We start from the raw sequence: 24,958 nt of genomic DNA on the forward strand, positions 1-24,958 counted from the left end.
GGGAGGCAGCATGATGAGCAGAAGCGAACAGCCGACGGGCGCCGCGTTCTTCGACCTCGACAAGACGATCCTCGCAACCTCCTCCACGATCGCCCTCCACCGCCCCTTCATCGACGCCGACCTCGTCACCCGCAGAGCCGCGATCCTCTCAGTCCTCGTTCACCTGCCCTACCTGATCAAAGGGGCCGACGAAGAGCGCATGAACGCGATGGCCGAGTCCATCGGGAACCTCGCCAAGGGCATCAACGCCCCGATCCTCGAATCCGTCGTCGAGGACTCGCTCGACACGGTCATCGACCCCGTGTGCTACCTCGGGGCCCTCGCCGAGATCGAGCGCCACAGGGCCGCCGGACGCCCCATCGTCGTCGCCTCCGCCTCCGTCATCGAGATGGTCCGCCCGATCGCGAGGCGCCTCGGAGCCGATGAAGTCCTCGCCAGCATCGGCCAGACCGACGAGCACGGCGACTACACGGGGCGGATCCTCCACTACAACCAGGCCGAGGGGAAGGCCTCGGCCTGCGCGGCCCTCGCCGCTGAGCGCGGATGGGATCTCTCCGCCTCCTGGGCCTACTCCGACTCCGTGTCCGACATCCCGCTCCTGTCCTCGGTCGGCCATCCGGTCGCCGTCAACCCCGACCGCGGCCTCAAACGCGCCGCGCTCGACAACGAATGGGAGATCATGCGCTTCTCCGACACCGCGAGGGTGTCGCGCTCGCTGCCCGTTCCCTCGCCCCGCACCCTCGGCATCGCCGCCTTCTCGGTCGGGCTCATCGCGGCGGGCGTCGCCTTCGCCGTCACCCGTAAGCGCTAGGAGCCCCGCCCTCGGCGATTCAGATTCAGCCGAGACGGCCGGCCTGGACGCGCAGGGCGATGTCCGCGCCGATTCTCGCCCCGTACTCCACGGACCGCGCGAAACGGACGATCCAGCGCGCGACGCCCTTCCTGTCCGCCAGCGCCCAGCCCGCAAGCGCCTCCGAGGCTCCCGCCCGATCGGTGGCGTCGAGGGCGGAGACGACTGCGACGCCGCTCGGATCCACGCCCTGATCGACGAGGATCCACCTGGCGAGCCCCTGACCGACCGCGGCGGAGCCCGGGGCGAAGACCCCCCGGAAGCGGAAGTGCGCCGACACCGCTGCGGCGCGTGCGATCGCGGGCGCGAGCGCATCCGCGTACGCCAGCGCCGTCCTCAGCGCGTCCGCCGACTTCGGCATCGCCACGTCAGCCACGCCCGCCCGGCCCGATTCGACCAGACCGGAGCACGAATCCCTGTGCAGGGCGGCGAGAAGCGCGGGAAGGGCCCGGGGGCGCACGAGGGCGGGAGTCCTCGAGTTCAAGGCGGGGAAGCGAGCCGCGAGGCCGACCTGGGCGCGCCACGCGCCGATCGCCCAGTCCATCGCCGGGTCCGCACCGGGAGTCCACCCGCCCATCGGGCCGGCGAGGCGGACCTCATCGACCGTCGTCCTCGCGCCCTCCATGAGGGCGACGGCCGCGGCCTCGCGGACTGCGGCCTCCGCACGCGCCTCCTCCCAGCCCCTGCGCAGTCCCTCGTGGAAACGCAGACGGGCTAGGGCCGCATGCGCCTCTTCGCAGGCCCGAAGCGCATCGGGAATGCGCATCGCGTCGGCGAGGAGGCGGGGATCCGGGTCGATGAGCGCGTCGATCGTCACCCCGACAGCCTACGGCGAGAAGGGCGGCGCCCACCGCGGCCGAGCAGACGGCATACTGGATTCATGCCGACGGCCCTCCTCGACACCCCCAGGGCGAAGAGCGCGCTCTTCGCCCTGGTCTTCGCGCCCGCCGGACTCGCGCTCCTCGGGTCCTCGATGGCGGACATCCAGGCGCAGACGGCGATCGGCCTGCCGCTGTCATCCGTCGAAGGCATGATCTCCCTGGGGCTTGCGGCCATCCTCATCGCCCTCGTCTCGGCGAACTGCGAGGAGTCCTCCGCCGGGATGTTCGTCACCGCTGCAGCGTCCGTCTTCATCGGAGTCGCGCAGTACAACGGGCACCTGCGCATCCCGCTCCTGCAAGCGACCTTCATCGACGCGGGCGACATGCGAGCCGCCATCGGATGGAGCCTCTACCCCTTCGCCGTCACCGTGATCACCTCATGCGCGGCGATCGCCCTCCACCGCGCGCGCCACCCGCGTCCCCGCGACCCGCGCAAGGGCGCGCACGCGCTGGTCCACCATCGTCATGCCTGGGGCGCGATCGCCTGCCTCCCCGCGGCGCTCGGCGCGATCATCCTCATCACCGCAGCGGCCCCCGAGGACACGTCGAACGTCCCCGCGCAGGGGCTCTCCGCATTGAGCGCGAGCCAGCCCGACGCTTTCATCATGGGGGCCATCGCCGCCCTCCTCCTCGGATCCGTCGCCCTGATGAGCCCCTTCTCGCTGACGGGCCCGCAGGCCGCGGCCTGGTTCCTCATGGCGATGCCCTCCTACATGCTGTGGCCCCTGTGGACGTCCATCACGGGCGCCGTCGTCACGCCCGGCCCCTCCGCGCTCACCTCCGTGTCCCTGGCCGCACCCGTCGTCGCCGCCCTCGGCCTGCTCCTCGGGGCTTCGACGCTCGGCGTCTACTGGGCGAGGATGCGCGAGGCTCGGGACGACGGTGACGCAGCGAACGCGGCTGATTCGCGCCTTCCCGTCGGATGAGCGCGGAAACCCCGTCCGGCGCCGTTATCGTGGGCCCACGAGTGTGCCCGCGATAGGAGGAGCGCCATGTCCGATCAGGATCCCACAGTCAACCGCGAAGACGACTCCGTCGTCCTCGAACCGTCCATGAGCGGCCCCCTCGACGACGCGGCCCCCGCCCCGGACGACGCGGCCCCCGCCCCGGGTGCGTCGAACACCGAGGTCTCCGAATCCATGTGGGCGGCTGTTCGCGACCGCGGCCGCGTCCTCACGGGTGAAGAAGTCGATCTTCCCGGGGAGACGACTGATGCCGACGACATCGTCGGCGAGCCCTCGCCCGTCGACACCGGGCAGATCGAGCCCGTGACTCGCGGCCCCCAGGCCACGACGATCCCCCCGATGACCGGCGAGATCCCCGTGGTGGTCCCGCAGGACCCGACGCCGACCCCCCAGGACGTCCTCGCCCACCGGGGCGACGCGGAAAAGGCGGTCGAGGAGGCGCCGCTCGACCCGCCCGCCGCGGACCCCGCACCGGCACTCGATTCGACGACCGTGCAGCGACGATCCCTCATCACGCCGCCGGCCCCCGAGCCCGAGCCCGAGCCGGAGGCGACGTGGGTCCCCAGGGCCGACAGCGAATCGGCGGACACGGCCCTGTTCGCGGGCGCCACGGTCGTCGACGGCACGCCGCGCTCTCTCGATGATTCGATCTTCGAGGGCGCGACCCTCGTCGCCGGGATGCCCTCCCGCGCCGGCACGCACTGGGCCTCCCTGCTCGCCCACGTCCTCCTCATCCCGGTCGCCTGGTACCTCATCGCGGATGCGGGTGCGCGCTTCACGCTCGCGGACGGCTCCATCCTCGAGAGCGGGCGATTCTCCGCCCTCGGCCTGGGCGAGCTCCTCGGCGGGCTCATCATCCTCTTCCTGCTCCTCCTCGCGAGCCGCAAGTCCTCGCTCGGCGCATGGGTCAGCGGAATCCTCGTGACCCTCGCGGGGATCCCCTGGATCGCCGTCCCCTCGCTCGCGGCCTCGACCGCTCTGCCGGTCCTGCGCGCCCTTGATTCCTGGAACGCCTTCGGCGCCAACCTCGCGCACCACTTCCAGGCCAGCGCCTATTCGGGTCGCCTCCTCCTCATCGGGATCGTCCTCATGGGGATCGGCATCCTCACTCACTCCGTCCGTCGCCAGGGCCGCGCGGAAGAAGCACTGCGCGCAGAGGTCGCGAAGGTCAATCCGGCCTCGGCCCACTTCAGCGCCCGCGCCCGTCGCAAGGCGGAGAAGGCCGCGGGCCTGCGCTGAGCGCACGGGATCGCGCCGAAATCGATCGAATCGGCGCGACCCGGTCCCCGAGAAGGCGCCCGAGGGGGCATAATGTGCAGTGATTCACCACGAGCGGCGCAACCGCGCTGCAAGCTCGGGTGCCGACGCAGGCCTGACGGATCGACCGGGGCCATGAGCAGAACGGAGTTCACGCCCACATGATCGGCGACGGAAACTTCATCAGCCAGGTCCCGCTCTTCGGGGGCCTCGACGAGGCGCAGCAGGTCTCCCTCCAGCAGAAGATGGGGCACACGACGCTCCGCCGCGGAGAAACCCTCTTCGACGAGGGCGACCTCGGCGATCGCCTCTACATCGTCACCGAAGGCAAGGTGAAGCTCGGCCACACCTCGAACGACGGTCGCGAATCGCTCCTCGCCGTCCTCGGTCCCGGTGAGATCATCGGCGAGCTCACCCTGTTCGATCCGGGGCCCCGTTCGACGACCGCGACCGCCGTGTCGCCCGCGTCGCTGCTCCACCTCGAGCACGAGGACCTCATGGAGATCCTCGATACGAACCCGGCGCTCGCCAAGCACATGCTCAAGGCCCTCGCCCAGCGCCTGCGCCGCACGAACGAATCCCTGTCCGACCTCGTCTTCTCGGACGTGCCCGGACGCGTCGCCAAGGCCCTGCTGGACCTCGCCGATCGATTCGGAACGGCCTCCGACAAGGGCGTGCACGTCCCGCACGACCTCACGCAGGAGGAACTCGCTCAGCTCGTCGGCGCCTCGCGCGAAACGGTGAACAAGTCGCTCGCCGACTTCGTGTCCCGCGGCTGGATCCGACTCGAGGGCAGGGCCGTGACCCTTCTCGACGTCGACCGCCTCGCACGCCGGGCGCGCTGACCCTCGCACGGCTCGGGGGCCGGGAACCAGTGGTTCCCGGCCCCCGAGCCGTTTCAGGATCCGCCTGAAGTCGGTTCCGGGGCGCCGGATCCCCCGGACGATCCGAGATGCGGATGCGCCCTCGTCCCCGACGCCGCGATCCCCTCAGTCCTCGATCGGCCTCTTCAGGTAGGCGACGAGCGAATCGGGACCGGTCGGGCCGGGAACCACTTGGACGAGCTCCCAGCCGTCGCTCCCCCACTGGTCGAGGATCGCCTTGGTCGCATGCGTGAGCAGAGGAACGGTTGAATACTCCCATTTGGTCATGGCACTCATCCTAGGGCGCGTCGATCTCTTTCACCCGCGCACATGCGCGAGGACCCTCGGCACCCTCGGGGCGCGGATCTCCTCGGCGAGCGGGTCATCGGAATGGAGGAGCCACTCCCGCCAGTCGCTCACCCCATCGAAATGACGCAGCATCGCGCGCCGCTCCCTCTCGGTCAGACCGCCCCACACGCCGAAGTTCGCTTCCGACTCCAGGGCATCCGCGAGGCACTCGAGCCTCACTTCGCACTGCAGGCAGCGAAGACGGACCTGCCGTTGCGTCGCGCCTTGAACGAATAGGGCATCGGGTTCATACGAGGCGCACAGGGCCTTCGCCACCCAGCTCTGATCATCGTCGACTGTCGCCATGGGATGCACTCCAAATCGCTCGCCTATGAGCTCTTGATGTGACCATACACACAGGTCGCGAGGAAGTACAATCCGCCCCGGACGGATCAGAACTCCCGGATCTCATCCGGTCAACGGCGACGAATGAGCGGTTCCACGTATTCTGGTCCCATGTCGCACTCGCACTCGCGCTTCGTCAGCCCCGCGCAGCTCGTAGGGCTCCTCATCGCATTCGTCTCCGCTTCGGCGCTTCTCGGCGTTCTCGGAGCGGGAATGCTCGTGCCCCTCACGGGCTCCGCGGCGATCGTGACGAAGGCGGCCCCCTCGGTCTTCAACGACCTCCCCTCGCAGATCGAGGTCGTCGAACCGGCCGAGGAATCCCAGATGCTCGACGCCTCGGGCGCCGTCATCGCGCGCTTCTACGACAAGCAGCGCATCGTCGTCCCGTCCGAGGCCATCGCGGAACCGATGAAGAAGGCGATCGTCGCGATCGAGGACAAGCGCTTCTACGAGCACAACGGCGTCGACGCCACCGGCATCGCCCGCGCCCTCGTGAGCAACCTCGCCGACACCGGCATGCAGGGCGCCTCCACGATCACCCAGCAGTACGTCCGCAACGCCCTCCAGGAGAAGGGCTACCTCGAGGGCGACGCGGAGCAGGTGACGGCCGCGACCGAGCAGACGACCGCTCGTAAGCTCCGCGAAATCAAGTACGCCCTCGCCCTCGAGCGGAAGATGGACAAGGACCAGATCCTCACGGGCTACTTGAACATCGCCCCCTTCGGCCCCGTCACCTACGGAGTCGAGGCCGCTTCGCAGCGCTACTTCTCCAAGTCCGCCTCCGAGCTGTCCGTCCTCGAAGCCGCCCTCCTCGCCGGACTCGTGCAGTCGCCCGTCGAGTACGACCCGCTGACCTACCCCGAGGCCGCGCAGGAGCGCCGCGACGTCGTCCTCGGCGTCATGCTCCAGCAGGAGCTCATCACGCAGGAGGAGCACGACGCCGGCGTCGCGACCCCGGTCGCCGACATGCTCCACCCGGCCGCCAACTCCGAAGGCTGCACCGGCGTGAAGAGCTCGGCCGGCTACTTCTGCGATTTCGCGCTGGCGCAATACCTCGCCGACGAGACCTACGGGGAGAACGAGGCCGAACGCCTCCACCTCCTCAAGACCGGCGGCCTGACGATCCGCACCACGCTCGATCCGGCCAAGCAGCAGGCGGCCTTCGACACCCTCACTGCGGCGATCCCCGTCGGCGACCCCTCGGGCGTCAACGACGCCCTCGCCTCCGTCGTCCCCCAGACCGGCGCGATCGTCGCCCTCGCGCAGAACACGGTGTACGGCGTCGAAGAAGGGCAGACGATGAGCTCCTTCGCGGCGAACGGTCGGTTCCAGGCGGGCTCGACCTTCAAGGTCTTCACGCTCACGCAGTGGTTCAAGGAGGGCCACAGCGCCTACGAGACCGTCGGCTCGAACAACCGCTCCTACGGGCCCAACGCCTTCAAGTGCGCGGGTCAGCGCATCACCACCGAACCCTGGACGGTCAATGACCTTCCCGGCAAGGACGGGCCGATGACCGCGCTGCGGGCGGTCGGCCTCTCGGGCAACCAGGCCTTCATCTCCATGGCCTCCAAAGTCGACTTCTGCCAGATCTTCCAAACGGCCGCCGACCTCGGCGTGACCGACACCAACGGAGAACCCGTCACCCCGCTTCCCGCGAACGTCCTCGGGACCTCGTCCGCCTCGCCGCTCGACATGGCGCTCGCCTTCGCCGCCTTCGCCAACGGGGGCCTCAAGTGCGAGCCCATGGCCCTCACCTCGGTCACCGATCGCGATGAGAACACCCTGCGCGAGTACGGTCCGAACTGCACGCCCGCGCTCGACTCGAGCGTCGCGAACAAGGTCGCGACGACTCTCGGCCTGTCGACCAGCCAGTACTACCAGGGTGTGCACCTCGCGAACGGCCAGCCCTACGGCGCCAAGTCCGGTACCACCGATGACAATGCGAACACCTGGTTCACCGGCTTCACGCCGTCCCTGTCGACCTCGACCTGGGTGGGGCACGCCGAATCCTCCACGACGCCGGTGCAGAACACCGTCATCAACGGCCAGTTCTACGACGTCATCTACGGCCTCACCTTCGGCGGCACCAAGATCTGGGCGCCCTACATGTCCGCCGCGCTCGCGGGCACTCCGGTCGAGCCCCTGCCGGTCGGCGACATCGGCTCCCCGCGAGCGGCGACGAGCTCCTCGCAGAACCGGGACAAGAATAAGGATCAGGACCAGGGGAGTTCCGAGCAGAACAGCGCATCTGAGAACGACTCGACGAACTGAGGCCCGACGATGAACGATTCGCCTCGCACCCACGGCATTGAACTCCTCGCGGATCGGCCTTCACTGGTCCCGCGGCGGCTCGTTGCGACCGGGAGGGCTCTGGGCATCGTTGGCGGCGCACTCGTCGGCGCCGGACTCGCCGGTCTCGCATGGGGGTCGATCGAGCGCCGCATGCCGGTCCTTCGCCGTCATGAAGTGACGCTTCCGGGTCACGAGGGCGCGGCCCCCCTCAATATCCTGCACATCTCGGATCTGCATCTGTACCCGGGCCAGGAGTTCATCGTCGATTTCCTCCACCGCCTCGCTGCGGAGGAGCACATCGATCTCGTGGTCTCGACCGGGGACAACTTCGGCCTCAGCGAGGGCCTCGAGCTCGTCGAACGCGCCTACGAGCCCCTCCTCTGCCTCCCCGGCGTGTTCGTCCTGGGTTCGAACGACTACTATTCGGCGCGGCGCAAATCCTGGGGGCGTTATCTTCTCGGCGCGTCCAAACCTCCTCAGCGCACCGTTCCCGATCTCCCCTGGACTCAGATGGTGAGGGGCTTCCGGGATGCCGGGTGGCTCGACCTCTCGAACAGATCCGCTCATCTCGATGTCACGACCTCGGCCGGCGAGGTCCGCCGGGTTGCGTTCCTCGGCACCGATGACGCGCATATTCAACGTGATCGCATCACGGAACCGGTGCCGCAGTGGGGCGAGCCCTCCACTGTGCGCATCGGCGTCACTCACGCCCCCTACCGGCGCGTCCTCGACGCTCTGACGAATGCGGATGCCGATCTCATCTTCGCGGGCCACACTCACGGCGGGCAGATCGGCCTTCCCGGTTTCGGGGCGATCATCACGAATTCGGACCTCAATCGCCGCTATGCGAAGGGCTTGCACCCGTGGGCGACGCGGAGGGGCCGCGCGCTGCTCAACGTCTCGGCGGGGTTGGGAACATCGCCCTACGCTCCGATCCGGATCGCAACCCGTCCCGAGGCGACGCTCCTGAGCGTTCGTTGATCCGGCTTCGGGAGCCTTCGGCGCCCGCGCGATTGTGACGGATCCGCCATCCCGAGCGCCGCGACCGATTTGGGAGCCCGGACGATCAGCGGCTATACTTCAGGGGTCGCACGGGGTGTGGCGCAGCTTGGTAGCGCGCTTCGTTCGGGACGAAGAGGTCGTGGGTTCAAATCCCGCCACCCCGACTCGTGTGATGTCCCAGGACATTGTTCCGGCAATGTCCTGGGACTTCTTTCATGTTCGGGGTGTTGATGTCGGGTTAAGGGTCAAAATGTGTGTCTGGCTCGGCGTGTCGCGGGGGTTAGATTTGGCCTTTTTGAATGCCGATTGAGTGGGTGTAGTCGGTGTCGATAGCGTGGGTTAAGGGTCAATGTGGGGTTAAGGGTCAAAATGTGTGTCTGGCTCGGCGTGTCGCGGGGGTTAGATTTGGCCTTTTTGAATGCCGATTGAGTGGGTGTAGTCGGTGTCGATAGCGTTGTCGTAGAGGGCTGGGCGTCCTGTTTCGTGGTCGGCTTGGTTCTCGGTTTGGGTCAGGGTGGATACTTTGGCGAGTTGGCCCTGGCCCCAGTCGGACTGCCTGGCGATTCGTACTGGATCGTCAGGCAGTTCCGTTTTTAAGTAGAGCCACCAATCCAGCATGCGGCGTTGTCGTTCGCCTGATCTGCCGCGGTGGGTTCTGGCGAGCAGTTTGAGCTGGGCGTTGATGCCGCCTTCTAAGCTGTTGGTGGTGGATTTGATCCGCTCGGGCGCAAGGACTCCTGCTGGCGGGTTGAGGTAGACAAACAGCATCTCGGACCGCCAAAGATGGTTGAGGCTGTTGTAGGCCTTGCGCACGTTGTGGTGGGTCCACACGCGGGTCCATGCACCTGTTTTGGGGTCTTTGATCATGGTTTTCTCGTTCATCCATTCCCGGTAGATCGTTGAAAACTCGTGCAGTTGCACACCCCACGCGGCGGCTTCATCCAGTGTGGTGATCCGGGTCAGTTTCAGCGCAAGTCGGTAGATGGTGCGCCCGGCATCGGTGCGTGGGTTGGTGGTGGTGTAGCGGCGGACCACGCGTTGGGCGTGGACGAGGCAGCGTTGAATTTTCGTAGTCGGCCAGCACTTTTTGATTGCGCTGTATGCGCCTTGGCCGCCGTCGATGACGGCGATGAGTGGGGCTTCGATGCGTTCAAGCAGCAGTTGGTAGTCGCGGGTGGTTTCGTGTTTGCACCAGTGCCAGGCGATCACGTGGTCGATGGTCGCCGCGACGATCAGGCAGCCACCGGCGGTGTAGGTGCCATCGAGAAATACCTGGTCGTAGATCCGCTTGTGGTGGCCGGCGGTGGGGTCAGGCACATCAACGAGCCAGCACCACTTGAAGCGCCGCTTCATGGTGGCGCGGCTAACACCGTTTCGTTTGGCTAGGTCGTCGAGTGATATTGCGGTGGTGCAATGCTCGATGAACTGGGTGAACACTGCCGCGTTGGTGATGTCGTTTCGACGTTTGACGCTGGAGGCGCCGCATTGTTTGCAGCGCCATCTGGTGGTGCCTTTGCTGGTGGTGCCGTTGCGTTTCATTTCACCGCCGCAGTGGCAGCGTGGTTGGTTCTTCGACATTGCGACACCACACCACGCCGCGCATAGCACATCACGGCTGCCACACCGAGGATTTCCCGTCGGGGGCTAGATATATGCTTCCGGAGCATATACTTTCCGGAAACCTACAGGTCAATCCGTGAAAATCCGCGATTCCGGACACACTTTTTGACCCTTAACCCTTGATTCCCGGGTGATCGTTCCGCTTGCGCACAGGCCCGGACCCGTCAGCGCCGGGACACCGCCCACGGATTCCCGAAGCCGGGGCACTGCGCCTTCACACAGACCACGGACACCGCCCGCGCACCCCATCAAACCGAGGGCACCGCCCTCGCCGCCGATGATTCACAGGCTCCTGCGCCGGTAGTACATGGCGAGCAGAGCCCCTGAAAGGTTGTGCCAGACGGAGAAGACGGCCCCGGGCAGCGCGCTCTCGGGAGTCGCTGCGAAATGGGTGGCGGCCAGCGTCGCTGCGAGACCGGAGTTCTGCATGCCGACTTCGATGGAGATCGTGCGGTTCGCGCTCTCCGATCCGCCGGTGAGCCTGGAGGCGAAGAAGCCGAGCAGGTATCCGAGGACGTTGTGGCACACGACGACGAGGAGGATGAGGAGGCCCGCCTGAAGGATCTTGGCTTGTGAGACCGAAACGACCACGAGAACGACGTAGCAGATGCCCAGAACCGAGACCCACGGCAGGGCGGGGAGCAGCGGTTCGACGACCTTGCCGGCGAATCGGCGGATGAGGAGGCCGCCGATGACGGGTACGAGGACCATCTTCACGATCGAGATCGCCATGGCCTTCGCATCGACGGGCATGTAGGCGCCGGCGAGCCACCCGGTGAGGAGCGGAGTCATGAGCGGGGCGAGCAGCGTCGAGATCGAGGTCATCGTGACGGAGAGCGCGACGTCTCCCTTCGCGAGGTAGGAGATGACGTTCGAGGAGGTGCCTCCGGGCGCGCAGCCGACGAGGATCACGCCGACCGCGATCGCTGCGGGCAGCTGGAAGATCCACGTGAGGAGCACGGCGAGCAGGGGCATGATGACGAATTGCGCGACGACGCCGATGAGCACCGGAAGGGGTCGTTTCACGACGAGTTCGAAGTCGGAGACCTTCAGGGTGAGGCCCATGCCGAACATGATGATGCCGAGGGCGTAGTTCGTTCCCGCGGCGAGGGGGTGGAACACCGCGGGTGCGGCCATCGCCGCGATGAAGGAGGCGATGATCATGAGGGGGAAGATCGTGACCGCGATTCGCGCGGAACGATCTTCATCGGTCGAGGACGGGCCGTGTTCGGTGGCCGCTGATTCGCGGACGCTCTTCGTACTCATGCCACTGTGCTACACCCCGGGTCCACACCTCGGACATTTCGTCTCACTCAATGAATACTATTCTGAGAGCCCCTCACGACATCCCTCCCTACGGGCCCATCGCGTCCGCTATGATCCGAGTAGCGTCGGAGATGCCGGAACACTGGCCCGCTCCGCACGTACCCGACGCTCATCCCATTCAATACTTGAGAGGTTTGTCATGGATACACCCTCCGCTCCTGCGCCCCCCCCCGCTGAACCCGCAGGCAGCGGCGAAGAAGCCGCGTAACACGCTCGGCCTCATCGCCCTCATCATCTCCCTGGTCGGAACGGTCTTCGCCTGCATTCCCGGAGCGATGATCGTCGGCTGGATCCTCCTACCCATCTCCTTCATCCTCGGTATCGTCGCCCTGTTCATGAAGGGAAAGAGCCTCGGCCTCGCGGTCGGCGCCGTCATCATCTCGGTCATCGGAACCGTCATTGGCATCATCGCCTTCATCACCGTACTCGGCAACGCGCTCAACGACGCCTTCCACGAGGAGACAACGACCTCCTCCCCCCAGAGCGCGGGGACACAAGAATCCGAACCCTCGGACGGCATCGAGGCTCCCAGCAGCGAGGATGCGGGCAAGACCCGCGAGAATCCCCTTCCCATCGGCTCCTCACTGGAGACGAGCAAGTGGACCGTCGTCATCAACTCCATCACTCTCGACGGAACGGAGACCGTGGTAGGGGCGAACGCTCTCAACGACGCCCCTGATCCCGGCATGATCTATGCGCTGATCAACGTCACCGCAACCTACCGGGGAGACGATGCCCAGGGCGCCCATCCGTGGCTCTCGATCGACTACGTCTCGAAAGACGGCAAGACCTACGATTCAACCACTTCGTCGAAACTCATCATCCCTCCCGATCAGTTCGACACCCTCTCCACGCTCTACAACGGCGCTTCGGCGACGGGAAACTTCGCAATTGAAATCCCCGCCGATTCACCTGAACAGGGAGTATTCGCCGTGTCTCCCGATCTCCTCGCCGACAAGGTGTTCATCGCCGCCCAGTAAATGCACTGATGACGAGGGAGAAGCATCGCCGACTGCCCCGTCATCGGAACGCGAGCGCCTTGCGGGGTGCCGAGGATGGTTCCTCGGCACCCCGCAAGGCCTCATCTCGCCTTCAGGCGATGAAATCCCGGGCGACCCCGAGCAGCCGGTCATTCGCCTCCCGGTCTCCGATGCTCACCCGCACGCCCTCGGGGAAGGGGCGGACGAGAAGCCCCTCATCCGCACAAGCCGCGACGAAGGGCCCGCCCGCGCCCGGCAGGAAGAAGAAGTTCGCCTGCGTATCGCTCACCTCCCACCCGAAGGCCCGAAGCGCGGAGACGACCCTCTCGCGCTCGGCGACGACCTCGGCCACGGCGGCGCGCACCCCCGCCTCATCCTCCAAGGAGGCCAAAGCCCCCGCCTGAGCCGCGGTCGAGACTCCGAAGGGGACCGAGACGGCCTGGATCGCCCCGATGAGCCCCGGGTGCCCGATCGCATAACCGATGCGCGCCCCCGCAAGCCCGTGGGCCTTCGAGAAGGTCCTCATGACGAGGACGTTCGCATGCTCGGCGATCAGGGGGATCGCCGTGGCCACCGCTGGATCCGTCGCGAAGTCGATGTACGCCTCGTCGACGAGCACGAGAGTCGAGGGGTCGACGGCGCCGACGACGCGCTCGATCGCATCGAAGCCCAATGCCGGCCCGGTCGGATTGTTCGGCGAGCAGAGGATCAGCACCCGGGCGCCCTGGGCGGCTGCCTCGATGAGCCCGGGGACATCGTGGCGCCCCTCGGAGTCGAGGGGCACCGGAACTCCGACCCCGTGGCTCGCCGGGATCGCGATCGGATAGGACTCGAAGGAACGCCACGGGTAGACGACGCGATCGCCCGGCTCGCACACCGCGCCGAGAGCCGCCACGAGGAGCGCCGAGGAACCGGTCCCGATGCACACCTGATCGGGATCGACGCCGTGCCGCACGGCGATGGCCCCGCGGAGCGCGACCGCGGTGAGATCCGGGTAGCGATTCACCGCCTCCAGGGCGCGCCGCATCGCCTCCGTCACCGTCGCCGAGGGCGGTAGCGGCATCTCGTTCGAGGAGAGCTTGACCGCGCCTTCGGCGCTCTTGCCGGGCGCGTATCGGGGCAGGGCCCGGACCGCGGGTCGGATCGGAACTTTGAGCTCGCTCATGACTCAGTCCTACCGCACTCTCGGCGAAGAAGGACGAGGTATTCGCACTGCGGCCCCCTCCGCCCCCGCATCATCCGGGCGCCATCGCGTGCGCGCTCCGCGATGCTGGGGAAGACTGGGGGCATGGAATTCCTGCTCCGCCTCATCGCGACCATGGCCGGCATCTGGGCGGCCACCCTGATCGTGCCCGATATCGCCTTCGCCACCGGCTCGACGACCGGCGCCAACCTGCTCACCCTCGCCGTGATCGCCCTCGTCTTCACGCTCGTGAACTCGATCGTGAAACCGGTCGTCAAGACTCTCGCCTTCCCACTCTACCTCCTGAGCTTCGGGCTCTTCGCCCTGGTCACCAACGCCCTCATGTTCATGCTGACGGGGTGGCTGTCGACCAGGCTGGGCTTCGCCCTGTCGACCGGCGGCTTCCTCTCCTGCCTGGCGGGCGCGCTCATCACGGCGATCGTGTCCTCGATCATCGCCTCGCTCGTCGGCGCCGGGAAGAACGACTGAACGGCTTCAGTCCAGGATCCGTCGCGTCTCATAGCGGAATTCGGTCGTCCTCGTCCGATCATTCAAGCCGAGCCCTTCCGCCCTCGCCGCCTCCCACGAGCGCACGGGGGCGAACGACGGGTCCTCCCCACTCGCCCCCGACCCCTCTTCGATATCGGCCATGAGCGACCTGTAGGTCGCAAGGTCATGGGCCGCGGGCACACCCGGACTCCCGCCGGAACGCCCTCGCCCGTCGAAATGGACCGTCACCACGCCCTCGGCATTGCCCGCGCCGTCGAGGGCGGGAACGATGTCCCGGGTGTTCTCCAAAGCCAGAACACCCACGCCCGCCGGAGGCGAGGAAGCGGCGATCGGCGATCCCGCCGTCAACGCCGAAACGACCGAATAGCGCGCACCCACCGCAGGGTCGGAGGCGAGGCGCGCCGCCACGATCCCGCCTTGGGAATGCCCCACGAATTCGACGGGCTCACCCCGGCCGATACCGGCCATCTCCATCGCCCGCAGGACAGCGCGGGACTGATCGGACTCGACGTCGGCCACCTCTTGGAGATTGGTGAGCATGTCCTGCGGATTCGATCCGCCCGCACCCCACCTCTGCGTACCGCGGATGACGACGCTCCACGAGGTCCGCATCCGGCCATCGGGGAGGGGCGTCTCATGCTTGAGGATCTTCAAGCCGCCCCGCTCACCGCCCGAAGGGAGGTCCGAAAGCTCGCCGAGCAGCTCCGAGGGAGTGCGAGGAGTGGCGTGCCCGGTCGGCGCCGCAGGAGCAGGCGACGCCCCATCCGACACGTTCGCGCCCACGAGAACGACCTCGCGGGGAAGCATGCGAGAGACGACGAAGCGCGCCACGAGGGGAACGGCTCCAACTCCCGTCCAGTATCCCCTCGCCTTCACACGAGCATCGGACGCCTCCGGCGCCCCCGTTGAGAACCCGCCGCCGGCGCCCAACACCGGCGACTCCGCCCCTCCCCCGAATCCGCCTTCCGGGGATCCGCCGGCGCCACGACTCGCACTCGGCCCTGAGATCGGTCCGATGACTTCGATGCCACGGCTCCGCCCATGGACGAGCGCCCCCGCGACGAGGGCCCACGCGCCGGCCACTCGAGCGGCCCGCCGGGTCCCCCCTCCACCGCGCCCGAACCACCCCGGCCCCGCGATCCTCCCCCCGAGGAGCAGGGCGTCCCACTCGAATCGCGGCCCGACCATCCCATCGCCCTTGCCGGTGGCGAAGGCCCAGACGGCGAGCCCAAGATCGGCGATCAGCACCCGGTCTTCAAGGAGACGCGCACCGGGGAGGAGCGCCACGAGGGGATCGAGGCGTGCGCCCCACGCCCCGCCGCTCAAATCCGGGACATTGAGTGATCCATCGCTCGCGAAGAGCCGGAGAGCCTCGCCTTCTGCGATGTCCAGGATCGCCGAGGCGAATGCGAGGCGTTCAGCACCGCCCTCCGCCATGCGCAGCAAGCGCAGCACGTCGGTGCGCGCGCATCCGCATGCGTCCACCGCCGCCCTCGACGCCTGCGGAACCAGGGAGACGCTGCTCGAGGCGAGCTCCTCCGCTCGTGAACAGCCCGCGGCCAGATGCTCCAGCTCCGCCACGATCTCCCGGAGGCGCATCGCAGCGCGGCGCAGTTCCTCCGTGTCGACCCGCACGCGGCCCGTCGTGACGAGGACCCGTTCAAGATCACCATCCACTTTCAAGCCCCCCGCCTCCCGCGACGCCCGTCCCGCTCCCCGACCCGAGCGCGGTGAGGAAGGGATCCATGGTCGCCGCCGCGGCCCGCCAGCACGTTTGTGCCTCCACGGTCTCGAGGAAGCTGACTTCCCCCGCGAGGGCCGCGCAGGCGAGGCGCACGGAAGCTTGTGCCGTGCTCACTTGGGCGCATACCGCCGAAACAGCGGTTCTCGCCCCCTCGCCCGCGCTTCCCTCCCATGAGTCGAGGCGGATCGCGGCGAGCGACGCCGCCACGGAGGCGAGTTCATCGTCGACGAGGCTCATGAGGCGCAGCGCTTCTTGCGCATTGAGGATCGCGAGGCTCATCGTCCCCCCGTTCGTCCGAGTGATCCTTCATATCAGCGACCGTAGGGGCGCGCCCCTTCAGGAGGCGCACGGGCGATGAGAGAATGTGGATTCCGCCGCTGCCCGCGCTCCTGTGGACGCGGAGCTCCGGGGACGCCGGAGAAATCCGGAGAAGTCGGGGCAGGCCGGGGAGGCCCGATGGGCCGGGCGCCATCACTGAAAAGAGGGAGAGGGACGATGCGGCAGTGGACGAAGACGGATCAACGGCCCGGGCGCATCGCCTTCGAAGCCTCGGGGCTCGCCTGGCTGGCCGAAGCGGGCCCGCAGGGCGCGAAAGTCGTGCGCGTGCTCGAAAGCTCACCGACCCGCCTGCGTGAAGAGCACCTGGTGTCCGCACCCCCGACCCGGACCGCCGCCGAGGACTTCGGGCGCGCCCTGGCGCGCACGCACGCCGCGGGGGCCTCGCACCTCGGGGCGCCGCCGCCCGGCTACACGGGCGCCGGATGGATGGGCGAAGCGCCGCTCCCCCTCCTCGATGAGGAGGCCACCGGCTCCTGGGGCGCCTTCTACGCCGAGCACCGCCTCCTCCCCTACGTGAAGGGCGCGCCCTTCACCAGCGCGGACCGCATCGCGATCGACAGACTCTGCGAACGCCTCGCATCGGGAGAGCTCGATCATTCCCAACCGGCACTCGTCAGCAGGAGCGGGCGAGCCGCGCGCACGCACGGCGACCTCTGGTCGGGGAACGTCATGTGGACCGAGGGCGGTGCCGTCCTCATCGATCCGGCGGCTCAAGGCGGTCACGCCGAAGAGGACCTCGCCGCTCTCGGGCTCTTCGGCTGCCCCCACCTGGAGCGCATCCTCGCCGCCTACGACGAGGCCTCACCGCTCGAAGCGGGCCGGGCCGAGCGGGTGGACCTCCACCGCCTGCACATCCTCTTCGTGCACGCATTCCTCTTCGGCGGGGCCTACGTCGGCGACTGCATGCGGATCGTTCGTCGTTTCACCTGAAGCGCTCCGCGCCCCGCCCTCGGCGAGCCTCCCCGAGCACTCCGAGCGCATCGGGCGGAAGGCGGACCGAAATGGGGGCGGATTCTGGAATGATGGGGCCATGAGCGCTGATTGGTCCTCCCTCTTCTCCCCGAATCACGGCTACGCCGACCTCGCCGCGCACGGCGAACCCCTGTCCCCCCTCGACGGCCGCTACCGCTCGGCCGTCGCACCGCTCGCCAATCACCTCTCCGAGGCGGGCCTCAACAGGGCCCGCGTCCACGTGGAGATCGAATGGCTCATCCACCTCCTCGACCACCGCGTCCTGCCGGGCGCCCCCATGCTCACCGACGCCGAGCGCGAATACCTGCGCGCCCTCCCCCGCGACTTCTCCGAGGCCCACATCGCCCGTCTCGCCGAGTTCGAGGCCGTGACCCGCCACGACGTCAAGGCCGTCGAGTACCTCATCGGCGAACACCTCGCCAACGCCGCCCCCGCCCTCGGCGAGGAATCCTCCCTGCCGGGGCTGCGCGAGGTCGTCCACATCTTCTGCACCTCCGAGGACATCAACAACCTCGCCTACGCGCTCACGATCAAAGCGGCGATCGAGCAGGGGTGGCTGCCCGCCGCCCGCGCCCTCGAAGACCGCCTCCTCCGTCTCGCCGAGGCCGGCGCGGACGTCCCCATGCTCGCGCACACGCACGGCCAGCCCGCGACCCCGGTGACGATCGGCAAGGAGATGGCCGTTTTCGCCCGCCGTTTCGCCCGTCAGATCGCCCGCGTCGAAGCAACCGAGTACCTCGGGAAGATCAACGGGGCGACCGGCACCTGGGCCGCCCACGTCGTCTCCGTCCCCGGCGCCGATTGGCCGCGCATCGCGAAGGCCTTCGTCGAGGGCCTCGGACTCACGTGGAACCCCATCACGACCCAGATCGAATCCCACGACTGGCAGGCCGAACTCTATTCGGATGTCGCGCGCGCCGGGCGCATCGCCCACAACCTCGCGACCGACTGCTGGACCTACATCTCGATGGGCTACTTCCACCAGAACCTCGCCGCCCAAGGATCGACGGGCTCCTCGACGATGCCGCACAAGGTGAACCCGATCCGCTTCGAGAACGCCGAGGCGAACCTCGAAGTCTCCGCCGCCCTCCTCGACTCCCTGGCCGCCACCCTCGTGACCTCCCGGATGCAGCGCGACCTCACCGACTCGACGACGCAGCGCAACATCGGTGTGGCGCTCGGCCACTCGATCCTCGCCTACGACAACCTCGTGCGCGGCCTCGACGGCGTGGACATCAACGCGGCCCGCATGGCCGAGGACCTGAACGCGAACTGGGCGGTGCTCGGCGAGGCGGTCCAGCAGGCGATGCGGGCGGCGGCGATCGCGGGCGCGACCGGCATGGCCAACCCCTACGAGCGCCTCAAGGAGCTCACCCGCGGCCACGAAGTCGGGGCCGAGGAGATGCACGGGTTCATCGCGGGGCTCGGCCTTCCCGCCGAGGTCGAGGAGCGCCTCCTCGACCTGGAGCCCGCGAGCTACATCGGCCTCTCGCCCGAGATCGCCCGCTGGGCGCAGCGGGCCGGGACGAACGCGGACTGATCCCCCTCACGCAGGCATCAACCTCACGCGAGCATCAACCTCACGCGAGCATCAACCTCACGCGAGCATCAACCTCACGCGAGCATCAAGACGACTGCTCCCCGCGACCGGATGGTCGCGGGGAGCTCTTCACGTCAACGGCGCCTGTTACGACGGGTTACGGCAGGTAGTACGTCGGATTCGGCAGCTTGTAGGCGACATCGGCGTAACCGCCGATGAGGTCGGAGTACTGGTCCCCGAAGTTCCCGACGATCCGGTAGCCGAGGTCGTTCTCGATGTGCTTGCGCACCGAGGACTTGAACTCGACCGTCGTGCACTTGTCCTTCGCGCACGACACCCACGAGGGCAGTTCGGAGGCCATCGATGACTTCTTCGTGAAGTACAGCTCCGAGGGGATCGAGGGGTATCCGACTTCGGTCAAGTTGCGCTGAGTGACCTCCTTGAGGTCGTCGCTGCGCCCGGTCAGGCCGATCGGCTCGCATCCGGCGGCCTTCGCGGCGGTGACGAGGTCCACCATGCCGGGGGTCGCGGGCAGCGCGTGGTAGTTCGTCTTCAGGTACTCGATCTGCTTCTCGGGCGAAAAGTTGAACTCGAGCCACTCCTCCATGTCATAGGTCCACAGGGTCGTGTCGTCCGCATCGAGGGTGATCGCGGGCTTGTCACCGCGGGCGACCGCGGCCTTGCAGTTCGCGACGACCTCTTCCTTCGCGGCGGCGGTCACCGCGGTGACGTCGCTGATGTAGGAGGATTCGGTCTTGTTCGCGACGTACTGCCCCAGCGCGGCGTCCGGGCTCGCGTTGTAGTAGGCGCGGATGGTCGCCTTCACGACGTCCATGTTCGGGACCATGTAGTCCTTGACGCCCTCGGCCTTCCCGCTCGAACCGTCGGGCACGAGGTCGTAGGCGCTCTGCGCCGGGGCCATTCCGGCCGCGGCATCCGCCGCTTCCGTCTCGGGGAAGTTCGGGCTGGGAAGGTAGTAGGTGGCGTTCGGCAGCTTGATCCACTTGTCGGCGTAGCCCCCCTGCAGATCGGACCACTGATCGCCGAAGTTCCCGACGATCGTGTAGCCGAGGTCTTCGATGATGTGCTGACGCGTTCCGGCCTTGAACTGGACGGTCGTGCACTTGTTCGCGGCGGCGTCGCAGCGCCCCTGGGCCTTCAGGTAGTCGGGCATCGGCGCCGTCTTGAGGAACTTCGTGAAGTACCTGTCGGCGGCGAAGAGGGGCGCTCCCCCGTCGTCGACGTAGCCGGCATCGGTGAGGTTCTGGATCGTGTAGTCCTTCTGCGCGTCGTTGCGCCCGGTGAGGCCGATGATCTCGCATCCGGCTGCGTGGACCTTCTTCACGAGGGCGACCATGCCCGGGGTGGCGGGCATCTGGTTGTGATCGAACCACTCCTGCTGCTTGGCGGGCGTGAATGCGAAGTGCATCGCGCCGTCCTCCATGTCGTAGGTCCACAGGGTCGTGTCGTCCGCGTCGAAGACCGCTGCGGGCTTCTTGCCCGCGGCCTTGGCGGCGGAGCAGTCGGCCGCGATCTCCTCCGCCTTGGCGGCGGCGATGGAGGTGACGTCGGTGATGTAGGGCGATTCGGTCTTGTTCGCGATGCCGTCACGACCGGCGTTCATGTAGGCGCGGATCGTGTTGCGCGCGATGTCCCAGTTGGGCAGGTCCTCACCGCTGGCGCCGATTCCGCTGCTCCCGTCCGCTGCGAGGACGAAGCGCGTGCGCGGCGTCATCCACGATTCGTCGTAGTCGGAGCGGTGCTCGGGCGCCGGGGGCGGTTCGGGGGCGGGGTTCTCCGGATCCTCTAAGGGCCCGGGCGCGGGGACGACCGTTTGTCCGGCTCCAGGGGCGCGGTCCTTCGCCGCCACGTAGTGGTAGCCATCGGGGCAGGTCTTCGAGGCGGAGGCCTCGGCCCTGCCGGGGACGAGGGCGAGCATGGGGACGAGCGCCAGTACGGCGAGCGCGACGATGCCGCCGTGCCTCCTGCGGGTGACGAGCAGGGAGCCGACGACAGCTGCGGCAAGGGCGATGCCGATGACGAGGGCGACGGGACCGCCCGTTCGGGCGAGATTCTCGACGCAGTATTCAGGGACCACGGTGTCTCCTCATGTGTTGTTCGACTGCGATGACGGGGAGAGCATTTTATTCCGAAGGGGCTTTTCGAATCGAGGCCCGGATCCGCCTCCGCTTCGATTGTTACCGTTCGTTACCGTTCGCCGGCGGCGTCGCGCCCTCGTCGCCCGTCCCGCGCGGGGCGCGGGGAGGCCGTCGGTCCGAGTTCGGCGAGGAGCATCGCGGCGAGGACCAGTCCTCCGCCCAGGAGGAGGCGGCCGCTCAGGGATTCACCGCCGAAGAGGATCGCGAAGAGGGCCGCGAAGACGGGTTCGGTCGTCATGATGACCGCGGCCCGGGCTGCGGGGATGCGCGCCTGCGCCCAGGTCTGGACGATGAGGGCGAGAAGGCCGGATATAAGGGCCATGTAGAACACTTCGGCCCAGGGGATGACGCCCCTCGGCAAGCCGATCCCTCCGGGGAGTGCCGCGGCGCCGCAGATCGCTCCGATCGCGATCATCTGGATGGCCGCGAGGTCGAGCCCCTTCTCCTGTCCGGCCCATCGGCCGAGCACGATGATGTGGATCGCGTAGAGGACGGCTCCCAGGAACGACAGGGCTTCTCCGGTTCCGAGGGCGAGGCCCTGCAGGCTGAGGACGGCCAGTCCGGCGGTCGCGAGGATGGTCGCGACCCAGACCCGCGCCGGGGTCGAGACGCGGAACACGAGGAAGAGGATCACGGGGGTGAGGACGACGTACATCCCCGTGATGAAGCCGGAGACGGAGGCGTCGGCCGTTTTCAGACCGTAGGTCTGGGCGATCTGCGCGGCGGCGTAGACCGCCCCCGCGCTCAGGCCCCTGCGCCATGTCGTGGGTGAACAGGTGAGGAGCCTGCGCCCTCGCAGCACGATAACCGCGAGCGCCGCGATCGCGAAGCGCACGCCGAGGAAGTCGAGCGGAGTCGTGAATACGACGATGTCCTTCACCATGAAGAAGGTCGAGCCCCACACCGCGGTGATGACAGTGAGGGCCAGCGCGGGAAGGAGGATCGGGCGCGAGCTCACCGGACCAGGGTAGAGTCTCGCCCCCGATTCACCGAAGTCATCACCTTTCTTCGCCGAGGTCATCACTTCTTCGCGTCGAGGTCATCACCTTTGTGCATCGAGGAGATGCGCTCCTCCTTCCGCCTTCTCGGATGCTCGGGCAGAGTGTCGGCGTCTGCTCAGGACCGCGGCACGAGTTCCCACCACGAGGTCGAATTCGCCGGAACCGCATTGTCAACAAGATCCCCTCGACGCGAAGAAGTGATGACCTCGACGGAGGGGGAGGAGGCGGTGGACAGGAGGGGACGCGCTCCTGCGGGCAGCGCGACGAGGGCGTCCTCGTCACCCGTGTTCGTCGCACAGACGAGCGCACCCGCGCGGAAGGCGAGCAGGTTCCGATCCCCCGTCTCGATCCACTCGACCCGGTGCGCATCGTCGAGGAGCCGCTTGCGCAGGCGCGCGAGCTCACGGTAGAGGGAGAGCATCGAGTCCGGATCCCTCGCCTCGACCTCGCGGGCCAGCGCTCGGAAGCGCTCGGGCTGGGGGAGCCATGCGCGAGCCCCGCCCTCGGGGCCGAACCCCATCGTCTCGCCCCCCACCGCTCCACGGCAGCGGCACGCGGCAGCCGTCACGGCCAAGTTCCGCGCCATTCGTGCGCAGCCACATCGGGTCCTGGCGCGCCTCGTCGGGCAGGTCGAGCACTTCATCGAGGCCGAGCTCCTCGCCCTGGTAGACGTAGACGGTGCCCGGCAGTGCGAACATGAGCGCGGCGGCGGCACGCGCCCGACGGGTCCCGAGGGCGAGGTCGACCTCGGTCGTGCGACGCGCATCGGCGAGCATGTCGAAGGGGTCGGGATCCTTGTCGATCGGCACTTGACCGAGCCGTGTGACGAGCCGGAAGACGTCGTGATTCGCCAGGGCCCAGGCCGGGCCCTCCTCGGCGCCGGCGACCTCGAAGGAGCGCTCGATCGAGGTGCGCAGGCGGTGGGCGAACCAGGGCTGGACCAGCAGGTCGAAGGCGAAGGACTGCTGGAGCTCACCCGGGGCGGTGAAGCGGGCGAGGAGCTCGGGGTCCTTCACCCAGGCCTCGCCGACGAAGTACTTCGGCGGGTCGTAGCTCTCGGCGAGCCGCCTCCAGGAGGCGTAGACCTCGAAGAGCTCGGGCTGGGTCCACAGGACCGACTCGTCGGCGCCCGCGCCTCGGGGGATCTCAGAGGCCTTGACCAGGCCGTGTGCAACGTCGATGCGGAATCCGTCGACTCCCCGGTCGAACCAGAACTTCAGGACGGAAAGGAATTCCTCGCGGACCTCCTCATTGCGCCAGTTGTAATCGGGCTGGGTCGAGTCGAAGAGGTGGAGGAACCATTGGGGATCGTCCGTCCCGTCATCGACGCGGTCCCAGGCGGAGCCGCCGAAGATCGAGGGCCAGTCGTTCGGAGGCTCCTCACCGCCCGCCCCCTCGCCCTCGGCGAAGATGTAGCGGGCGCGCTCGGGGGAGCCCGCGGGGGCGGCGAGCGCCGCCCGGAACCACTCGTGCTCATTGGAGGAATGGTTCGGGACGATGTCCATGAGGACCTTGATGCCCAGCCCGTGGGCGGTTTCGACGAGGGCGTCGAAACCCTCGAGGGTGCCGTACTCGGGGTTGATGTCCCGGTAGTCGGCGATGTCGTAGCCGTGGTCGTGCTGAGGGGAGGGGTAGACGGGGTTGAGCCATACGGCATCGACGCCGAGATCGGCGAGGTCGGGCAGGGCCTGCGTCACTCCCGCGAGGTCGCCGAGGCCGTCGCCGTCCGAGTCCTTGAAGGAGCGGACGTAGACCTGGTAGGCGACGGCATTGCGCCACCAGGCGCCCGACTCCCCATCCTTCAAGTGACTCACTGCACATTCCCCTCGTCGCTCGGATCCATCCCGATTCTTCGCTTCGCACCGATCGAATAACGTTGATTTCCCCATGTCAAATGGGGTCGATGGACGTAGACTCTGCGCATGTTCGCCAGTGCCCTGCTCAAGGTCTACGACGACCAATTGCGGACGCGCGCCGAAACGATCGGCGCTCAGGTCGTGTGGAGGATCGGTCCGCTCCACTGCGCGGTCTTCCCCGGAAGGAGGGGCTTCGTCACCTACGGCCGCCCTGACGCGAAGCAGGCGGTCTCGCTCCTGCGCCTGCTGCCCTCGGTTCTCGCCGCCTTCGAGAACGCGGGGGTGAAGTCGATCGAGTGGAAGACCCGCTCGCATGACGAGACCCCCGGTTTGGTGGATGCGCTCACGGAGGCGGGGTTCTCCGCCGAGGAGCCTGAGACCGTGATGATCGGATCAGCCGAGGCCCTCGCCAAAGCGCCCGACGCCGAAGGCGTGGAGCTTGCGATGCTGGAGGGCCCGGCTCAGATCCGCGACGCCCTTGAGACGGCCGACCGCCTCTTCGGCAACGCCCCCGATGCGGATCGGGCGCAGCAGGTCCTCGACGACATCGCGCACGCGCGCTCGGCGGGGATCCCCGACCCTCAGGTGTGGGTCGCGCGGGTCGGGGATCGGATCGTGTCCTGCGGCCGCGTCGAGCCGGTGCTCGGCACGGAGTGCGCGGGCCTGTGGGGCGGCGTCACCGATCCGGAGTTCCGCGGACGCGGCATTTACCGCGCGTTGACGGCGGCGAGGGCGAGGGCCGCCCTGCGGATGGGGAAGAAGTACCTCCATTCGGATTCGACGCCCATGTCGAAGCGGATCCTCGAGCGGGCCGGGCTCGTCGCGGTCACGGGGACGACTCCTTTCACCCGGAGCGCGCCCGCCTGAGCCCTCTCCTTTCGGGGCCGAGGCGCCGTTTCGACCTTCGAGCGCAGTTTCGGGCGGC

At 67.8% G+C, this 24,958-nt stretch carries 23 protein-coding genes and 1 tRNA gene; 12 read left to right on the forward strand and 12 right to left on the reverse strand.

What is annotated here, in order from left to right; translation table 11 throughout:
- Positions 1-10: 10 nt before the first annotated feature.
- Positions 11-811, forward strand: coding sequence for an HAD family hydrolase (locus HD592_RS11520; RefSeq protein ID WP_246430026.1), 801 nt, complete (start codon positions 11-13; stop codon positions 809-811).
- 25 nt (positions 812-836) lie between these two features.
- Here the strand turns inward: HD592_RS11520 and HD592_RS11525 are convergent, their stop codons facing one another.
- A complete protein-coding gene (locus tag HD592_RS11525; protein WP_184454262.1) occupies positions 837-1,667 on the reverse strand; it encodes a hypothetical protein in 831 nt (276 codons plus the stop codon).
- Between the two features lie 63 nt (positions 1,668-1,730).
- Between HD592_RS11525 and HD592_RS11530 the strand changes: the two genes are divergently transcribed.
- The 3 genes from HD592_RS11530 to HD592_RS11540 all read left to right on the forward strand — a co-directional run bounded on the left by HD592_RS11530 (position 1,731) and on the right by HD592_RS11540 (position 4,798).
- A complete protein-coding gene (locus HD592_RS11530; RefSeq protein ID WP_184454263.1) occupies positions 1,731-2,657 on the forward strand; it encodes a hypothetical protein in 927 nt (308 codons plus the stop codon).
- Between the two features lie 66 nt (positions 2,658-2,723).
- Positions 2,724-3,935, forward strand: coding sequence for a hypothetical protein (locus HD592_RS11535; RefSeq protein WP_184454265.1), 1,212 nt, complete (start codon positions 2,724-2,726; stop codon positions 3,933-3,935).
- Positions 3,936-4,114: 179 nt separating this feature from the next.
- Positions 4,115-4,798 (forward strand): Crp/Fnr family transcriptional regulator, encoded by a 684-nt coding sequence (locus HD592_RS11540; RefSeq protein WP_154475791.1) that lies wholly within the window; start codon positions 4,115-4,117, stop codon positions 4,796-4,798.
- Between the two features lie 144 nt (positions 4,799-4,942).
- On the opposite strand, the gene sp36 is transcribed toward HD592_RS11540, so the two are convergent.
- Complete coding sequence (gene sp36 / locus HD592_RS11545) at positions 4,943-5,104, reverse strand: Sp36 family protein (RefSeq protein WP_184454266.1); 162 nt, start codon at positions 5,102-5,104, stop codon at positions 4,943-4,945.
- Between the two features lie 30 nt (positions 5,105-5,134).
- Positions 5,135-5,470 (reverse strand): WhiB family transcriptional regulator, encoded by a 336-nt coding sequence (locus HD592_RS11550; protein ID WP_184454268.1) that lies wholly within the window; start codon positions 5,468-5,470, stop codon positions 5,135-5,137.
- A gap of 150 nt (positions 5,471-5,620) precedes the next feature.
- Between HD592_RS11550 and HD592_RS11555 the strand changes: the two genes are divergently transcribed.
- From HD592_RS11555 to HD592_RS11565, 3 genes are all read left to right on the forward strand, one after another.
- Positions 5,621-7,780: a transglycosylase domain-containing protein gene (locus HD592_RS11555; RefSeq protein ID WP_184454270.1), complete on the forward strand. Its 2,160-nt coding sequence runs from the start codon at positions 5,621-5,623 to the stop codon at positions 7,778-7,780.
- Positions 7,781-7,789: 9 nt separating this feature from the next.
- Positions 7,790-8,782, forward strand: coding sequence for a metallophosphoesterase (locus tag HD592_RS11560; RefSeq protein ID WP_184454272.1), 993 nt, complete (start codon positions 7,790-7,792; stop codon positions 8,780-8,782).
- 111 nt (positions 8,783-8,893) lie between these two features.
- Positions 8,894-8,967, forward strand: a tRNA-Pro gene (locus HD592_RS11565).
- Positions 8,968-9,202: 235 nt separating this feature from the next.
- Here the strand turns inward: HD592_RS11565 and HD592_RS11570 are convergent.
- Together HD592_RS11570 and HD592_RS11575 are read right to left on the reverse strand one after the other, a co-directional pair.
- Positions 9,203-10,381 carry an IS256-like element IS1249 family transposase gene (locus tag HD592_RS11570; RefSeq protein WP_005323424.1) on the reverse strand — a complete coding sequence of 393 codons (1,179 nt, stop codon included), beginning with the start codon at positions 10,379-10,381 and terminating at the stop codon, positions 9,203-9,205.
- Between the two features lie 324 nt (positions 10,382-10,705).
- Positions 10,706-11,689, reverse strand: a complete 984-nt coding sequence (locus HD592_RS11575) for a bile acid:sodium symporter family protein (RefSeq protein ID WP_184454274.1) — start codon at positions 11,687-11,689, stop codon at positions 10,706-10,708.
- Positions 11,690-11,883: 194 nt separating this feature from the next.
- Here HD592_RS11575 and HD592_RS11580 point away from each other — a divergent pair, with 194 nt between their 5' ends.
- Positions 11,884-12,729 carry a DUF4352 domain-containing protein gene (locus HD592_RS11580; RefSeq protein ID WP_246430027.1) on the forward strand — a complete coding sequence of 282 codons (846 nt, stop codon included), beginning with the start codon at positions 11,884-11,886 and terminating at the stop codon, positions 12,727-12,729.
- Positions 12,730-12,841: 112 nt separating this feature from the next.
- Here the strand turns inward: HD592_RS11580 and HD592_RS11585 are convergent, their stop codons facing one another.
- Positions 12,842-13,894, reverse strand: a complete 1,053-nt coding sequence (locus HD592_RS11585) for a histidinol-phosphate transaminase (RefSeq protein WP_184454276.1) — start codon at positions 13,892-13,894, stop codon at positions 12,842-12,844.
- A gap of 123 nt (positions 13,895-14,017) precedes the next feature.
- Here HD592_RS11585 and HD592_RS11590 point away from each other — a divergent pair, with 123 nt between their 5' ends.
- The gene (locus HD592_RS11590; protein ID WP_184451170.1) at positions 14,018-14,401 is read left to right on the forward strand and encodes a phage holin family protein; all 384 of its coding nucleotides are present in this window, start codon (positions 14,018-14,020) and stop codon (positions 14,399-14,401) included.
- Positions 14,402-14,407: 6 nt separating this feature from the next.
- Here the strand turns inward: HD592_RS11590 and HD592_RS11595 are convergent, their stop codons facing one another.
- Both HD592_RS11595 and HD592_RS11600 read right to left on the reverse strand, forming a co-directional pair.
- The gene (locus HD592_RS11595; protein WP_221437776.1) at positions 14,408-16,105 is read right to left on the reverse strand and encodes a hypothetical protein; all 1,698 of its coding nucleotides are present in this window, start codon (positions 16,103-16,105) and stop codon (positions 14,408-14,410) included.
- Positions 16,089-16,445, reverse strand: coding sequence for a hypothetical protein (locus HD592_RS11600; protein ID WP_184451172.1), 357 nt, complete (start codon positions 16,443-16,445; stop codon positions 16,089-16,091). Before HD592_RS11600 ends, HD592_RS11595 begins: the two co-directional genes overlap by 17 nt.
- A gap of 216 nt (positions 16,446-16,661) precedes the next feature.
- Here HD592_RS11600 and HD592_RS11605 point away from each other — a divergent pair, with 216 nt between their 5' ends.
- Entirely contained in the window at positions 16,662-17,435 is a 774-nt protein-coding gene (locus HD592_RS11605) for a fructosamine kinase family protein (protein WP_184451173.1), read from the forward strand.
- A gap of 100 nt (positions 17,436-17,535) precedes the next feature.
- Positions 17,536-19,017, forward strand: a complete 1,482-nt coding sequence (gene purB / locus HD592_RS11610) for an adenylosuccinate lyase (RefSeq protein ID WP_184451174.1) — start codon at positions 17,536-17,538, stop codon at positions 19,015-19,017.
- Between the two features lie 157 nt (positions 19,018-19,174).
- Here the strand turns inward: purB and HD592_RS11615 are convergent, their stop codons facing one another.
- The 4 genes from HD592_RS11615 to HD592_RS11625 form a co-directional block, all read right to left on the reverse strand.
- Entirely contained in the window at positions 19,175-21,115 is a 1,941-nt protein-coding gene (locus tag HD592_RS11615; RefSeq protein ID WP_184451175.1) for an HAD family acid phosphatase, read from the reverse strand.
- 110 nt (positions 21,116-21,225) lie between these two features.
- Positions 21,226-22,134 carry a DMT family transporter gene (locus HD592_RS11620; RefSeq protein WP_343058688.1) on the reverse strand — a complete coding sequence of 303 codons (909 nt, stop codon included), beginning with the start codon at positions 22,132-22,134 and terminating at the stop codon, positions 21,226-21,228.
- Positions 22,135-22,292: 158 nt separating this feature from the next.
- Positions 22,293-22,598, reverse strand: coding sequence for a hypothetical protein (locus HD592_RS12285; RefSeq protein ID WP_246429947.1), 306 nt, complete (start codon positions 22,596-22,598; stop codon positions 22,293-22,295).
- Positions 22,579-23,991, reverse strand: a complete 1,413-nt coding sequence (locus tag HD592_RS11625; RefSeq protein ID WP_343058689.1) for an alpha-amylase family glycosyl hydrolase — start codon at positions 23,989-23,991, stop codon at positions 22,579-22,581. The genes HD592_RS12285 and HD592_RS11625 overlap by 20 nt, the downstream gene beginning before the upstream one ends.
- Before the next feature lie 108 nt (positions 23,992-24,099).
- Between HD592_RS11625 and HD592_RS11630 the strand changes: the two genes are divergently transcribed.
- A complete protein-coding gene (locus HD592_RS11630) occupies positions 24,100-24,900 on the forward strand; it encodes a GNAT family N-acetyltransferase (RefSeq protein ID WP_184451177.1) in 801 nt (266 codons plus the stop codon).
- Positions 24,901-24,958: the final 58 nt, after the last annotated feature.

The organism is Schaalia hyovaginalis (assembly GCF_014208035.1).
GTDB lineage: Bacteria > Actinomycetota > Actinomycetes > Actinomycetales > Actinomycetaceae > Pauljensenia > Pauljensenia hyovaginalis.

What these genes read in the sequence shown, in the direction of transcription:
- HD592_RS11520 (WP_246430026.1), top strand. Translation starts at nt 11, where the DNA reads ATGATGAGCAGAAGCGAACAGCCGACGGGCGCCGCGTTCTTCGACCTC.
- HD592_RS11530 (WP_184454263.1), top strand. Translation starts at nt 1,731, where the DNA reads ATGCCGACGGCCCTCCTCGACACCCCCAGGGCGAAGAGCGCGCTCTTC.
- HD592_RS11535 (WP_184454265.1), top strand. Translation starts at nt 2,724, where the DNA reads ATGTCCGATCAGGATCCCACAGTCAACCGCGAAGACGACTCCGTCGTC.
- HD592_RS11540 (WP_154475791.1), top strand. Translation starts at nt 4,115, where the DNA reads ATGATCGGCGACGGAAACTTCATCAGCCAGGTCCCGCTCTTCGGGGGC.
- sp36 (WP_184454266.1), bottom strand. Translation starts at nt 5,104, where the DNA reads ATGACCAAATGGGAGTATTCAACCGTTCCTCTGCTCACGCATGCGACC.
- HD592_RS11550 (WP_184454268.1), bottom strand. Translation starts at nt 5,470, where the DNA reads ATGGCGACAGTCGACGATGATCAGAGCTGGGTGGCGAAGGCCCTGTGC.
- HD592_RS11555 (WP_184454270.1), top strand. Translation starts at nt 5,621, where the DNA reads ATGTCGCACTCGCACTCGCGCTTCGTCAGCCCCGCGCAGCTCGTAGGG.
- HD592_RS11560 (WP_184454272.1), top strand. Translation starts at nt 7,790, where the DNA reads ATGAACGATTCGCCTCGCACCCACGGCATTGAACTCCTCGCGGATCGG.
- HD592_RS11570 (WP_005323424.1), bottom strand. Translation starts at nt 10,381, where the DNA reads ATGTCGAAGAACCAACCACGCTGCCACTGCGGCGGTGAAATGAAACGC.
- HD592_RS11575 (WP_184454274.1), bottom strand. Translation starts at nt 11,689, where the DNA reads ATGAGTACGAAGAGCGTCCGCGAATCAGCGGCCACCGAACACGGCCCG.
- HD592_RS11585 (WP_184454276.1), bottom strand. Translation starts at nt 13,894, where the DNA reads ATGAGCGAGCTCAAAGTTCCGATCCGACCCGCGGTCCGGGCCCTGCCC.
- HD592_RS11590 (WP_184451170.1), top strand. Translation starts at nt 14,018, where the DNA reads ATGGAATTCCTGCTCCGCCTCATCGCGACCATGGCCGGCATCTGGGCG.
- HD592_RS11600 (WP_184451172.1), bottom strand. Translation starts at nt 16,445, where the DNA reads ATGAGCCTCGCGATCCTCAATGCGCAAGAAGCGCTGCGCCTCATGAGC.
- HD592_RS11605 (WP_184451173.1), top strand. Translation starts at nt 16,662, where the DNA reads ATGCGGCAGTGGACGAAGACGGATCAACGGCCCGGGCGCATCGCCTTC.
- purB (WP_184451174.1), top strand. Translation starts at nt 17,536, where the DNA reads ATGAGCGCTGATTGGTCCTCCCTCTTCTCCCCGAATCACGGCTACGCC.
- HD592_RS12285 (WP_246429947.1), bottom strand. Translation starts at nt 22,598, where the DNA reads ATGCTCTCCCTCTACCGTGAGCTCGCGCGCCTGCGCAAGCGGCTCCTC.
- HD592_RS11630 (WP_184451177.1), top strand. Translation starts at nt 24,100, where the DNA reads ATGTTCGCCAGTGCCCTGCTCAAGGTCTACGACGACCAATTGCGGACG.